At 69.2% G+C, this 13,370-nt stretch carries 12 protein-coding genes; 5 read left to right on the forward strand and 7 right to left on the reverse strand.

Translation table 11 applies throughout. The annotated features are described in order from the left end of the window. Positions 1 to 25 precede the first annotated feature (25 nt). From ACIA1L_RS27915 to ACIA1L_RS27925, 3 genes are read left to right on the forward strand one after another with little or no spacing between them, the layout of a single operon-like run. Entirely contained in the window at positions 26 to 745 is a 720-nt protein-coding gene (locus ACIA1L_RS27915) for a hypothetical protein (RefSeq protein WP_396075941.1), read from the forward strand. Further along, the gene (locus ACIA1L_RS27920; RefSeq protein ID WP_396075942.1) at positions 745 to 2,877 is read left to right on the forward strand and encodes a hypothetical protein; all 2,133 of its coding nucleotides are present in this window, start codon (positions 745 to 747) and stop codon (positions 2,875 to 2,877) included. Before ACIA1L_RS27915 ends, ACIA1L_RS27920 begins: the two co-directional genes overlap by 1 nt. Continuing rightward, entirely contained in the window at positions 2,874 to 4,028 is a 1,155-nt protein-coding gene (locus ACIA1L_RS27925; protein ID WP_396075944.1) for a hypothetical protein, read from the forward strand. The genes ACIA1L_RS27920 and ACIA1L_RS27925 overlap by 4 nt, the downstream gene beginning before the upstream one ends. Here the strand turns inward: ACIA1L_RS27925 and ACIA1L_RS27930 are convergent. Continuing rightward, a complete protein-coding gene (locus tag ACIA1L_RS27930; RefSeq protein ID WP_396075945.1) occupies positions 4,021 to 4,536 on the reverse strand; it encodes a Pycsar system effector family protein in 516 nt (171 codons plus the stop codon). The two genes, ACIA1L_RS27925 and ACIA1L_RS27930, sit on opposite strands and share 8 nt — an antisense overlap. A 61-nt stretch (positions 4,537 to 4,597) precedes the next feature. Beyond that, complete coding sequence (locus tag ACIA1L_RS27935; protein ID WP_396075946.1) at positions 4,598 to 6,634, reverse strand: MMPL family transporter; 2,037 nt, start codon at positions 6,632 to 6,634, stop codon at positions 4,598 to 4,600. Between the two features lie 107 nt (positions 6,635 to 6,741). Between ACIA1L_RS27935 and ACIA1L_RS27940 the strand changes: the two genes are divergently transcribed. Then, a complete protein-coding gene (locus ACIA1L_RS27940) occupies positions 6,742 to 7,233 on the forward strand; it encodes a MarR family winged helix-turn-helix transcriptional regulator (RefSeq protein WP_396075947.1) in 492 nt (163 codons plus the stop codon). A gap of 96 nt (positions 7,234 to 7,329) precedes the next feature. Next, complete coding sequence (locus ACIA1L_RS27945; protein WP_396075948.1) at positions 7,330 to 9,594, forward strand: putative bifunctional diguanylate cyclase/phosphodiesterase; 2,265 nt, start codon at positions 7,330 to 7,332, stop codon at positions 9,592 to 9,594. 55 nt (positions 9,595 to 9,649) lie between these two features. Here the strand turns inward: ACIA1L_RS27945 and ACIA1L_RS27950 are convergent, their stop codons facing one another. From ACIA1L_RS27950 to ACIA1L_RS27970, 5 genes are all read right to left on the reverse strand, one after another. Further along, positions 9,650 to 10,084: a glycosyltransferase gene (locus ACIA1L_RS27950; RefSeq protein WP_396075951.1), complete on the reverse strand. Its 435-nt coding sequence runs from the start codon at positions 10,082 to 10,084 to the stop codon at positions 9,650 to 9,652. Next, positions 10,081 to 10,686 carry an SAM-dependent methyltransferase gene (locus ACIA1L_RS27955; protein WP_396075952.1) on the reverse strand — a complete coding sequence of 202 codons (606 nt, stop codon included), beginning with the start codon at positions 10,684 to 10,686 and terminating at the stop codon, positions 10,081 to 10,083. Before ACIA1L_RS27955 ends, ACIA1L_RS27950 begins: the two co-directional genes overlap by 4 nt. Further along, positions 10,683 to 11,405, reverse strand: coding sequence for a PIG-L deacetylase family protein (locus ACIA1L_RS27960; RefSeq protein WP_396075953.1), 723 nt, complete (start codon positions 11,403 to 11,405; stop codon positions 10,683 to 10,685). Before ACIA1L_RS27960 ends, ACIA1L_RS27955 begins: the two co-directional genes overlap by 4 nt. Continuing rightward, complete coding sequence (locus ACIA1L_RS27965) at positions 11,399 to 12,193, reverse strand: acyl-CoA dehydrogenase (protein WP_396075954.1); 795 nt, start codon at positions 12,191 to 12,193, stop codon at positions 11,399 to 11,401. Before ACIA1L_RS27965 ends, ACIA1L_RS27960 begins: the two co-directional genes overlap by 7 nt. A gap of 182 nt (positions 12,194 to 12,375) precedes the next feature. Then, complete coding sequence (locus tag ACIA1L_RS27970) at positions 12,376 to 13,308, reverse strand: DUF389 domain-containing protein (RefSeq protein WP_396075956.1); 933 nt, start codon at positions 13,306 to 13,308, stop codon at positions 12,376 to 12,378. Positions 13,309 to 13,370 lie beyond the last annotated feature (62 nt).

Here is a 13,370-nt window from a genome sequence, read left to right on the forward strand (position 1 = left end):
CATCGTTCTAGCCGAAGGAGCCGAAGTGCTTGAGCCAGTGCATCGTTCGATCGTCGTCCTCGACATCGAATCGTCGGGCCGCCTCGACGGCCCGCAGAAGGTGGCAGCCCGGTCCGACCTCTATCGCATTATCTCCGCTGCCCAGGAGGCCGCCAGTATCCCGTCCACGACGGTCACGGAGGAAGACCGGGGTGACGGGGTCTTCCTCCTGATCGGGGCCGACGTGTCGATCCGCCACATCATCGATCCGTTTCTGACCGCAATCGACGCCGCGTTGCATGACCGCCGGGTCGGTGACCTGCGATTGCGGCTGCGGGCGGTGGTTCATCAGGGCGCGGTCAACGCCGACCCCAAGGGATCCAGCGGAAGCGCTATCGATCTGGCGTTCGCCATGGTGGACGCGCCACAGCTCCGTGAGGCGCTACAACAATCGCCAACCGGCCGGATGGCGCTGGTGGTATCCAACGACATCTACCGCGACGCCATCCGCGGCCATGACATGCCCGATCCGACGTCGTTCCGGATGCGGCTGCTGCGGACCAAGTACGGCGAGATGCGAACCTACGTCACGGTGACTGGGACCGCGGAGCAGCCGGTCGCCGCACCCGAGCCCGAGCCCGAACGCCCGCGCGAAGGTCCCCCGCCCGGGACGATGTACAACGTCTCGCAGCGGGACAACTACGGCGTCAACGGGTCGGTGGGCCGCGACTTCGTCGTCGGGGTGCCCCGACCCGGTGAGCAGTGATGGCGGAACCGGAGAAACCACCAAGTCCCGGGAGTGCGCCGAAGGCGACAGCGGAGCAGGCCGAGGTTCACCCCAAGCGTGCGTCAGACGACTCCACGGAGAGCCAGGAGGAGCACGGCAGCGGAAAAATCGCCGTCGAAATGCTCGACGACGCGAGCAAGCAGGCGACCGTGTCCCGCGCGTTCGACGCCGCCATGCAGACGTTCGGTCTCCAGACGAACCTGCAGATCAACAACTTCGACGGGGTGGGCCGGTCCGGGCCACTTCCGCATCGGATGGCGGTTTCCGAGCGATCCCTGGGACGCGTACGCTCCCTCTGGGCGGCGCCTGGAGGCTATCTCGAGCTATGGAATCGGGTTGAGGAGCGCATGCTGGTCATCACCACCGGCGGCCGCGGCTACGGGACACACCACGCGGCTACGCGGATTCTGGACGCACTCTGCGACGGCCGGGTCCAGCACCTCACCTCGGGATCGATCACCGACCTTACGACCACAGACGTCGCCGCGAACACCGGCTACTTGTGGACCGACCTGGACCCCACGGATGACGATCCGCGCGGACCCCACCAGTTGGACCGCCTCGCCGAGACATTGGAATCCCGCGGGTCCCGCATGATCATTGTTGCGCCGCCGGGCGCGGCGTGGTCCTTCATGGTCGAAGAGCACCGGTGCGATCTCACCTGCCCGCCGAGCCTGGACGCCGTCCTCCGCCTGCATCTGGACGCACCCGAAGACCGCTCGGCGGGGCTGCTCACCTCCCCTGTGGTGGTGGCGGCTCGCGAGCGCCTGGGCGGGGCGGAGCAGGCGGCCCGGCTCGGGTCGGCGCTGCGCGAGGTGCTCGCAGAGCAGATCTCCCCGGAGGACGCCATCCGGCGGGCCGGCGCCGTCCGCGAGTCGACCGCAGAGTGGTTCGCCGCTCTCGCTCAACGGGAGGACCGCGCGCTGGCCTTGGCACTGGCTGCACTCGATGGGCTGTCCCTGCCGACCGTCATGGCTGGCGCACGGGACCTCGACGAACGCATCCAGCGGGCGGAGCACCCCAAGGGCCGGTCGTCCATCCGGCCGTTCGCGCGTCCCGCCCGTCCGCTGTTCGAGGCGGTGCAGGCGGGCACCTCCAAGACGATGCTGGAAACCAGCTACGGCGAGGTGCCGATCACGCGGATCGCGTCGCAGCGCGAGAATTTTCCGCGGGACATGCTCACCACGATGTGGTTCGACTTCCCCTACCTCCAGGAGGTCTACCTGGGATGGCTGGGGGATCTGGTGAATGACAATGATCCGTACGTGCGGGAACGCGCCGCGGTCGCGACGGGCATCTTGGCGGAGGGCGACTTCGACTTCGTCCGCGGCCGCGTCCTGGACGACTGGGCGTGCAATGCGAGGCCGGAGATCCGCCGGGCTGCCGGGGTCGCGCTGCGGGTGCCGGCGCAGAACACCGACCTCGGCGACATCGTGTGGAAAATGCTCGAATCCTGGGCCACCGAGCGTAAGGACCGGATCGAGACCGACGACGACAAGCTCCGCAGGATGACCGCGGCGGCGGCACTCGGTGGCCCGGTCGGCATCCTGGACTACGAGCGCGCGCTCGACCTGATCGAAGACCACCTGTTCGAATACCACGCGTCCTACCGATACTGGCTGACCATCAGCCGTGCGGTCGTCGAACTGTTCGCCGACGGGGGTGCGGCGCAGAGCACGGCGATCGTCAGCCGATTGCTCGAATGGGCCGGGACCACCCGGCTCACGCGGGTGAATGTCGCCATCATGACGCTGATCGGCATCGTCGGACGGCCGGTTCAGCAGGACGCGGCCGGCCGGCGGATGCCACCCGTGCTGCGGGCGGCTGGTGCCGACGCGGAATGTCTCAAGTCGATCGCCGCACTGTGGCGGCTGGCCCTCGGTTACCGGACCACGACCAAGATCGCCACTCAGGCGCTCCGCAACCTGGCCGAGAATACGGCCGACGCCGACTCCGACGTCTTCGTGAACCTGATCTGCGCAGTTCCGCAGACACCCCGGGAGATCCGGACGCTCACCTATGAGGTCCGAATCTGGAGCGAGGAGGAATCGCACCCGGGGATCCTCGATCGTCTGCACGACCGTCTTCGTCGCATTGAGGTGGCCCGATGAATCAGCGTGAGTCCTTCGATCCGATACTCAGCGAGAGCCCCATGTCGGTGTTCGACCTCCCCGGCGCGAGCGGTCGCAGCAGCGGCCACACCGCGCTGGTCTTCCTTCCGGATGTCGCGGCCCGCGTTCCGACTGGCGTCCTCATCGACGAAGTGCCGACGTTCATGCAGCGGTTGCAGCGCCGGTTCTGGCGATACGAAGTGGATCTGGCGCACCGCACCACCTGGGTGACCCTGGACCTTCCGGCCGCAGAGGAGGCCTTCTCCTTCACCGCGAAGGTGTGCTTCACCTGGACGGTAGCGGATCCCGCGGCAGTCGTACGGTTCGGCATCCGGGACACCAAGGCGATCATCTGGCGTTACCTGGACCAGCTGTTGCGCGGGGTCAGTCGCCAGTACGGCATCGAGGACAGCGGTCCCGCTGAGGAGGAGATGAACCGTCGGCTGCAGAAGGAACCCGGCGACCTCGATTACGGACTGCGCTTGTCGATGATCACCGTCAACCTGCACCTGGACGCAGCAGCGCAACAACACCTGGCAAGTCGAGTCGAATCCCGGCGCGCCACCGAACTCGCCCGCGACGAGCACGAATTGCATGTGCTTCGTGAGCAGCACACACTCGCCGAGGCCCGGATGCGCGGCCAGCTGGAGCGGGCACAGGCTCAGCACGAGCGGGACATGGAGAGCGTACGGTCTCGACACCTGGCCGAGCTCGAGCTGGCGAACGCCAAACACTCGCGGATCGTGGACGAGCTCCTCACTAGCAAGGACCTCGCTCTCAAGAAGCAGCGCCTGACGTTCTACCGCAACGCCCTCGAGGGGAACAGCTCCGACGTTCTGGTGCTCCAGCTCATCGAGCACCCGGAGGACATTGGCGCGGTCGTCGAGATGCTGAACTCCGGGACAGAGATCTCCTACGACCGATCTCGGAAGATCATGCAGGACCTGTTGCAGCAGGAGATGGTGCACGCCGCCGACGTCGAGTCGCTGCGACAAAACGTGGTCGAGCAGCTCAGTTCGGCGCTGAACGTCAGGGCGCCCCAGGGCGGCATCAAGATCGATACGGGCGGCGCCACCCGGGTCGCCATGCGCGACGGCGACAAGATGGTGATCGCCGAGGCCGCTGACGGCGCCAGCCTCTCCGCTAGCTGATCCAGGTGGTGCTGATGAGCCAGAGCAACACCGCGGTCAGTGTCAGCACGGTGCTGACCAGCGCCCGGCGCAACCAGCGAAACTTGGACACCGCGATAGTGGCCAGTTCCGCGGCCTGGAGCCACACCTGCTCGTGCAGCTGCGCCGGCGGCGACTGCTGCAACACCTCGTCCAGGGGAAGGGCGGCGAGTGCGGGGAACGCGATCCGGCTGCCCGCACCTCGCCCGGAGCTCGTCAGCCGAGGTACCTGTCCAGCGGCTAGGAGCAGGACGGAGACGAGTACCCCGCAGAGACAAAGGCTGCCCACGATCACCAGGGGGATGCCTCCGGCACTGTCCCGCTTGGCCGCGAGCACCGTCACCGCCAGTGCCTGCACTGTGGCGAGTCCGGCGGCCTTGGTGTCGGCGTAGCGGATCGACTGGTTGATCTCCGTCACGGTGTGCAGGCCGACGGCGATGTCCTGGCTGAGAGCGTCAAGCGGCTCACGTCTGATCCGAAAGGTCGTCATGTGACCAGGAAAGCGGTCACACCCGCCGATGTCTGTGCACACGTGCACGTACGCGGCCGGATCATGGGAGAGCGCTCTGGGCCTGCACCGCTGATCGGCGTGCGGGCCACCAGAAGGCGTCGCCGGTGAGGAAGGCGAGTGCCGGTACGAGCAGGGTGCGGACCATCAGCGTGTCGAGGAGAACGCCGATACAGACGAGGGTGCCGTTCTGGGCGAGCGCGACGACCGGCAGGACGCCGAGCACCACGAAGACGGCAGCGAGCAGGATCCCGGCGCTCGTGATCACTCCGCCGGTCGCGCCGAGTGCCACGATCATGCCTTCCCGGGCGCCGTGCTGGGTCCGTTCCTCGCGGGCGCGGGCGGCGAGGAAGATGTTGTAGTCGACACCGAGAGCGACGAGGAACAGGAACGAGTACAGCGGCACCGGGGTGTCAAGCGCCGGGAAGTCGAAGACGTAGCGGAAGAGCAGATTGCCCAGTCCGAGGCTGGCGCCGTAGGTGGCGAGCACGCTGAGCAACAGCAGGACCGGCGCCAGCAGGGATCGCAGCAGCAGGGTCAGGATCACGAACACGATGGCAAGGATTGCGGGAATCACGATCCACTGGTCGCGGCGCATCGAGTCGCGCTGGTCGAGGGTGGTGGCGTCGGTGCCGCCGACCAGAGTGGACCGGAGCGGCTCTCCCGCGCGTTCATAGGCCGCCCGCAAGGCGGTGATGGTGGCAAACGCGTCGTCGGTGCCGGGTGCGGCGCTGAGGGTGACGTCGATCCTGGTCCGTTCGCGCGCGGTGGGGCCGGTGCGGACGGCTTGCACACCGGCCGTGCCGGTGGCGATGGCGGCAGCCTGCGCCGCTGACGCGGCCGGCGCGAGCACGGTTGTCTGACTCGAGAAGCCCGCGGAGAAGGACTGGTCAAGAACTCGCTGCGCCTGGACGCTTTCGGGATTCCCGAGCAGTTGCTCGGTCTGGGACAACCCGAAACGAACGCCGGTCAGTCCCAGGGTGGACACCGCCAGGACAGCGAGGCAGACCGCGATGACCGTCTTCGGACGACGGGCGACGCCGCGGCCGATGCGCTGCCACCCTCCACCCCGACCCGTGCCCGGCGCCCCGTCATGCCGGGGCACGAACGGCCAGAAGAGGCCTCGACCGAAGATCACCAGGGCGGCCGGCAACAGGAGCACCGCGACGAGGATCGCGATCACCACCCCGAGGGCGCAGGCGAAGCCCAGGGCACGGCTGCCGGCAAGCTCGGCGAACAACAGGGTCAGCAAGCTGAGTGCGACGGTGCCACCGCTGGCGGCGATCGTCGGACCTGCTGACCGTACGGCGACGCGCATGGCGGCGTGGCGGTCCTCGTGACGCAGGAGTTCCTCGCGGTAGCGGGCGATCAACAGCATGGCGTAGTTGGTGCCGGCGCCGAACACCAGGACCGACTGGATGCCGAAGGTGGACGCGTCGACGGCGATGTCGAATCGGGCCGCCAGCGCCGCCACCACGAGACGGGCGAGGCCGTCGGCGGCGCCGACTACGGCGAGCGGCACGATCCACAGCACCGGGCTGCGGTAGGTGACGATGAGCAGGAGGGCGACGACGAGCACGGTGACCAGCAGCAGCTTGACGTCCGTGCCGGCGAACGCACCGGCGGTGTCCGCACGGAATCCGACCGGGCCGGTCAGCTGGGCGGTGAGGCCGTCGGGCAGGTTGGCCCCGGCGTCGCGCCGAAGCTGGTCAGCGGTGCCGGCAATATCGGCGTCCACCGCCGCAGCGTCGAGAGGTAGCGGGACCAGAGCGGCTTTGGCGTCGTCGCTGAACTGCGGGCGGACGGCCTGCGGTGTGGTGGCACGTGCGGCGAGATTCTGCGCGCGCTCGGTGATGGCGGCCCGGTCGGCGGGCGTAAGACCGGCATCGCGGTGGAAGAGCACCACCGCCGTGGTCTGATCCGCTCCGGGAAAGCTCTCCAGCAGCTCCGACACCTGCCGGGCCTCGCTGGCAGCCGGCAGCCCGGCGGTCGGCGGCGGGGCTTCGCCGGCCGAAGGAAGCAGACCGAAGAGTGCGACGAGGACAGCCAGCCCCACCGCGAGAACGATTCGCGCGCTCACCCTCCCGGACATGATCTTGGCTAACGCTTCCATGAATCCTCCGGTCAGCTTATATTTCGGCTGCCGAAGTACTGTAGCCCGTCCGGGGCCGTTGCTAGCATCAGGGCGTGACCGACCAGGCTCGACCGGGAGAACCGCTACGCGTTGAGCCCGAAACCACCGCCCTGCGAGACCTGCGAACAGTCATGCTCGACTTCGGCCTGACCCTTGGCCGGCGGATGAACCTGCACTCCACCGACCTCAGCGCGATCGAGCACCTCGCCTTCTCCCCGCTCCCGCTCGGCCCCGGCGACCTCGCAACCCGGCTGGGCATCTCACCAGCGGCGACAACGGAACTCGTCGACCGGCTGGAACGAGCCGGCCACGTGGAGCGGCGCCGCGACCTCGCCGATCGGCGACGCATCCGGCTGCAACCGACGCAATCCGCTGTTCGCGAGGTCCACCAGCACCTCAGACCCCTCATCGCCGCATTCGACGGCCTCGCCGCCGAAATGACCCCGGCCGACCGCTCGGCGGTGCTGCGTTACCTGACCGGCGCCACCGCTATCTATCAGCAGTGGGCAGCCGATGACCCGGATCCCCCGAGTACTGGGCCATGACGCTCTACACAGGATCGACCCGGAAACGCGCCTTCGGTGAGATCTGCACCCACGGTGCAACTTAGCCCGCTTCCGCGATGACCGATCATGGTCAATGTGAAGCAGCGCCGGCCGACCACTCGACAACAGGCCACCGAGCTTCCTTGGTACCACCGGTGGTATTTCGCGGCGAACGGTCTGGTCCTGGCAGCTGGCGTCATGGCGTCTCCCGGCATACGGGTCTGGGCCTACCTGGCGGTAGCAGCCTCGGCGCTGGCAGCGATCGTGGTGGGCATCCGCCGCTACCGCCCGGTGTGGTCGCGGCCCTGGTGGCTGACGACCGGTGCCATCGGCATGTCCCTACTAGCCAACGTGGGCTGGGCCGCAGCGATGACGCCGACGGGTGTGCCGCTGTTCCCCTCGTGGGGCGACCTGTGTTACGCCGCCACGCTGATCCTGCTGACCACGAGCGTCTACCTGTGGGTGCGGCCCGGTGCCCACGACCGGGGCCTCATCGACGCGGCGATCGTCTCGTTGGGTGGGGCCGCGGTGCTGTGGGTGCTCGTGGTGGCCCCGCTGATGTACGACGCGCCGTTCACCGGGCTGCGTCTGGGCACCTACCTGAGCTATTCGCTGGTGGACCTCATCATCCTGGCGCTGACCGTCCGGGTCGTCGTCGTGTCGCGGGTCCGTACGGTGGCCCACCGTCTCGTCGTCGCCGCGGCTGGCCTGTTCGTGCTCACCGACACCGTCTACTACGCCGTGCTGCTGTCCGACAACGTCCGGCTGGACCGGACGACCGCGATCGGCTGGCTCGGGGCGTACATGTTGATCGGTGGTGCTGCCCTGCACCCGTCCATGGCGCGCAGCGTCGGCGCTATGCCGACCAACGCGGTGCAGTCGTCGCGCAGCCGGTTGTGGACCTACGCCGTGCTCACGGCCATGATCTCCATGCTGATCGTCGTCGCCGTCGAACCCGACCTGCCCCATGACCGCCTGGTACGGCTGATCGTGCTGGTGGTCGTGAGCTGCGCGACCTCGGTGATGCTCATACTCCGACTGTCCCAGCTCGCCGGCCTGCTCACCCGCCGTGTACAGGTGGATACGCTCACCGGCCTGGCCAACCGGATCGTCGTCCAGGACCGGCTCGACCGCGGGGCGCCGCGCGACGAGGTGCTGCTGCTCGTCGACCTGGACGGCTTCCGGGACTTCAACGAGGCATTCGGCCACCAGGACGGGGACGCCGTGCTGGTCGAGATCGGGCACCGGATCCGCGCCGCGGTGCCCAGCGACGCGATCGTCGCGCGGCTCGGCGCCGACGACTACGCCATCCTCACCGCCGGCGACGGGCATGAGCTCGCCGAACGGATCCTCGCGGCGACCCGGCGCCCGGTCCGGATTCGCGAGGAAATCTCCCGGACGTTCCGTGCCAGCATCGGCATCCTGGAACTGCCCGCCGGCGGCGCGCACACCACCGCCCTGCGCGACGCCGACCTAGCTCTGGCCAGCGCCCGCGGGCAAGGCGGCAACAGATCGGCCGCGTTCGATCCGGGGATCCACGCCGAGCGGCGAGCGAACAGTGAGCTGATCACCCAGCTGCACGACGCGTTGGCCGCCGACGAGTTCACCATGAACTACCAGCCCATCGTCGACCTCGCCACCGAGCGGATCGTCGCGGCCGAGGCGCTGTTGCGATGGACCCGGCCCGACGGCACCCGGGTCCCGCCGGACCGTTTCATCCCGCTCGCCGAGCAGAGCGGCGCCATCGTCGCCATCGGCGACTGGGTCCTCGCGCAGGTGTGCGCCGACCTGGCCGGGCTGTGGTCGGCACATCGCCTGTCGGTCACGGTCAACGTGTCAGCTCACCAGCTGCGGGATCCGGCGTTCGCCGACCGGGTCCTGACCCTGCTCGCCGCGGGCGACGTGCCCGGACATGCCCTCATCGTGGAAATCACCGAGACCGTCCTGGTCACCTCCGTCAGCGACGCGGCCACCGTCGCCGCCCAGCTGCAACGGCTGCGCGACCACGGCGTCCGCATCGCGATCGACGACTTCGGCACCGGCTACTCGTCCCTGGCGTACCTGCGTGAACTGCCTGTCGACATCCTGAAGATGGACGGATCCTTCACCGCTCGCCAGATCGAGCACGGCGGACCGCGGGAGGTCGCTTTCATCCGGACGATCGTCGAACTCGGCCGGAGTCTCGACCTCGTCACGATCGCTGAGGCCGTGGAGACCGACACGCAGGCCGCCCGGCTGCGCGGGCTCGGCTGCGCCCTCGCCCAGGGCTACCACTTTGCCAAGCCCGGACCGCTAGCGGAGTTGCTCGAGCACCTGCACCAGCAATGCCAACTCTCAGCGCGTCCCGCTGCGCTCTCCTGACGGCCGACCGCTGGATACCCGGCCGATCGGCCCGGAAGCGTGCCAGCAGTGCCGATCACCAGCGGCAACTTCGGCGCCGAGCGCGGTGAGGTGGGCCGCGAAGCCGTACGGGGCTCGTCCTACGGCCCGTGCCGGCGATCAGGTCGGCGCCTCGGTTGGCATGCCGGAGGTGGCGCCGGAACCAGTTGGCCGGCACTCTGCTGTCTGCATCGGTGGTGGCGAGCCACAGCCCGTCCGGGCCGTCGCGCAGGGCATACGCCATCCCCGCGCCCCGGGCCCGGCCGACATTTCGCTCCGCCACCTCGATGACCTCTGCGCCATGGGCGTGTGCCAGGGCTGCGGTCCGGTCGGAGCAGGCGTCGGCGACGACAACAATGCGCACCGGGACCCGCACCCGAGCCGCGGCGACGTGCAGCGCGTCCAGGCAGCCCTGCACCAGCGGGAATTCGTTGTGTGCGGGAACGACCACGGAGATGCGGCGTACGGTCACACCAAGCCCTCGCGGCGGGCGACCGACGCGGCTGCGGGGTCCCGGGTGAAGACCTCGAGCAGGAAGTCGCACTCCCGATGGCTGGACAGCCGATACAGGTCAGGCAACGCGGCCAGTGCGGCGTGCACGTCGTCGCCGGTGCGGACGTGCTCGGGCACCGGCCAGCGCCAATGCGCCGCAACCAGGTCGCCGCCCGGGTGCAGCGAGCCGACCGCCCGACTGAGCAGGTCGGCCAGCTCCTCGTCGTCGAAGTAGTAACCCAGTTCCGACAGCACGATGAGGTCGAAGGTGCCTTCCGGCCATTCCTGCGGCATCCGGGCCACCTCCACCGTCACGTGTGGGTGGCCGGCGATCCGCTCCGCCGTAGCCCGTGCCGCAGAGTCGACCACATCCACCGCCAGCAGCTGGTCACACCGTTCAGCCAACAGGCGGGTGAGCATTCCCGTCGAGCATCCCGGTTCGAATCCGGACCGATACCGGCGTGCGGGTAACGCGGCGACGGTCAGCGCGTGCTTCCGCGCGTCGTACCACCGGTTCGCAAAGTCCCACGGATCGGGGCTGTCGGCGTACAACCGCTGGAAGTAGGAGTCCGGCGTGCTCACTCGAAGACCACCTCGAAAGGACGAAGGAACCGGGCGACGACGTGCGGCGGCAGGATCGCCGCGTCCGCCTCGGCCGGGCCGAGTGGCGCGATCTGGCTCCGGAACGCCTGGATGGCCGCGGCCTTGGCCGCTCGGGCTGCGGGCGGCAGGTCGATCCGGCGGGCCCGCTGCCACGGCACGCTCGGATCATCTGGGTACGCCCAGTGCCACGTCCAGATCGGGTATTCGAGCAGCCGCGCCCCCGTCACGGCGCAAGCCCGAGCGGCAGCCCGGCCGGCCTTCTCATGATCGGGGTGCCCGTCGCCCCGCCAGGTGACCAGGCACCACCGGCCCGGCGTGAGCAGTCCGGTCAGCTGCTCGGTCAAGAGCGCCTCATCGATCCCACCGTCGGCGTGACCGAGTCGATGCACCGCGATCGGATCGATGCCGAGTCGGCGCAGTGCCTCGTCAGTCTCAGCCCGCCGAATAGCCGCCAGCTCGACCTGGCTGTGCACGGTTGATCCGGGGTGGGACGCCTCCCCGTCCGTGACGGCGGCAAGGTCCGCGGTCCCCCAGACCGCCATCAAGCCGGCCACGCCCAGAATCTCGTCATCCGGGTGCGGGGCGACCACCAGGGGTCGTCCAGGAACGTCGAGTGGCAGCTGCGGCCATTGCCCGATCGTGGGCCAGGAGAGCCATTCGTCCTCGGCTGTGCCTTCGCCCACGATCGGCCTCACCACCGCGGGTCGTCCTCGACGAGGAGCTGGCCGAGTTGTTCCAGATCGGCTTCGGCGTGGCTCTGCCGGAGATACACGGTCAGATCGGCGACCCGCCGGGCGTGAGCGCCATTGTGGGCGAGCGGTCCAGCTCCGAGCGCACGACCGACCCGGTCGATGACCTCGGAGGCTGCCCTTTCCACTGTCGACCGTACCCGGAGGGCGAGACGGTGGGCGTCGGCTTCGGGGCTGGTGTCGATCTGCTGGGCGGCCGCTTCGAGCACTGCTCTCGCAGCGCCCAACGCGACGTCCACAGCGCCCAGGTGCGCAAGGGCGTGCGGGCCCAGAGCCTTGCGGTGCGCGGCCGACAGCAGAGTGTCGGCGACACCCAAGGCGCCGCCGAACCAGCACGCCGCAACGCCCACGCCACCATGCCAGAAGCCGGGCCGGTTCACGTAAGCGCCTACGCCGCCAACCGGCCGGGCCGGCGCGTCGGTGAACCGGACGGTCCGACTGTCGCTGCCCGCCATGCCGATCGCCGGCCAGGTGCCGTCCAGCGGCAGCAGGTACGGGGCCTCATTGCGCACCGCAAAGAGCCGGATCCCGTCGTCCGCAACCGCCGTGACCAGCGCATCCGTACACCAGGCTGCCCCGGAACACCACGGCCGCTCCCCCGTCAGGCGCCAGCCGTCGGGGTGACGCTGCGCCCGTACGGACGGCGGCACCGCCGCCCACACACCCCACCGCCGCGTTCCGGTGCCGTCATCCGTGCCGATGTCGCCGAGCTCCGTACGGATCGCCACCGCATCCACGTGCCCCTCCGCAAGCCGGCAGGAGACCAGATCGGCACGGCCCCACGCCGTCAAACCACGAAGGCGCTCCCCCGTGGCTCCCCGGCCAGGAAGTGGCAGCTCAGGCGACTCGATCAACACGCGCAGCAACTACCCGACGAGCGGTCGATCAATCCTCGCGGGCGGCACGTCGCCCGCCGGTCCTACCGGCGGGTCCGCGGTGGTCGTTTCCAGGCGAGTTGCTGGACGAGCAGGGTCAGGACGCCGGCGAGGATGATGGCGGCGACGTTGATGAGCAGCTGCAGCGCGGAGCCGTACGCTTCCTCCTCGACGCCGTAGGCCAGCGCGACGGCGGCGTTGGCGGCGGCCGGGACGGTGGTGACGGAGATGAGGACGCCGACGAGGGTGCCGGCCTTGGCGGAGGTCAGCGACAGGATGCCGGCGACGCCGCCGAGGAAGCCGATGACCCAGGACAGGGCGTCGGGCCGCCAGATGAAGTCGGTGAGGGGCCGGTTCGCCAGCAGCATCGACTTGTCGATCAGGCCGGCGGCAGTGAGCAGCCACACGGCTGCCACGGTGACGGCCATGCCGACCGGAAAGCCGACCGCCAGGGCCAGAGCTGAGCGGCGTACCAAAAGGGATTTGCGTTTCACGAGGCCGACGCAGAGGGCAGCGAGCGGGCCGAACTCCGGGCCGACGACCATCGAGCCGACGATCAGGATCGGCTGGTCCAGCAGGACGCCGACCGCGGCGATGACGGTGGCGACGCTCATGAACGTCAGGTACGAGGCGGACAGCGCGGCTTCCTCGCCGGTCTGGTGCTCGATCTCCTCCCAGACCACCGCGTCCACGCCGAGGCCGGGAGTCTTGCGGGCAGCGCGGTCGGCGGCGGCGGACAGGGCGGTGTCCACCCGGTCGATGACCACCGCGCCGTCCCGGTCGATGCCGAGGCCGCGCAGGCCGTCCAGGATGTGGCTGGCGCCCTCGCGGACGACATCGAACTCCACGACGTCGCCGGGCGGTGCCTGCGCCGCGCCAGGAAAGACGATGAGGTGGGTGACGGCCTCGTCGTCGATGAGCAGTTGGCGCACCCGCTCGCTGACCGTGGCTGGGGCGATGACCCGGACGTGCAGCATGCGGGCAGCTCCAGAGGGTGTCGGGGACGGCTCAGCCGACGGATGATCACAACGCTTCCACG

Source organism: Actinoplanes sp. NPDC051859 (assembly GCF_044452725.1).
In the GTDB taxonomy this organism is placed as follows: Bacteria; Actinomycetota; Actinomycetes; order Mycobacteriales; family Micromonosporaceae; genus Actinoplanes.

Coding starts and splice junctions, on each gene's coding strand:
- ACIA1L_RS27920 (WP_396075942.1), top strand. CDS start 745: ATGGCGGAACCGGAGAAACCACCAAGTCCCGGGAGTGCGCCGAAGGCG.
- ACIA1L_RS27925 (WP_396075944.1), top strand. CDS start 2,874: ATGAATCAGCGTGAGTCCTTCGATCCGATACTCAGCGAGAGCCCCATG.
- ACIA1L_RS27930 (WP_396075945.1), bottom strand. CDS start 4,536: ATGACGACCTTTCGGATCAGACGTGAGCCGCTTGACGCTCTCAGCCAG.
- ACIA1L_RS27970 (WP_396075956.1), bottom strand. CDS start 13,308: ATGCTGCACGTCCGGGTCATCGCCCCAGCCACGGTCAGCGAGCGGGTG.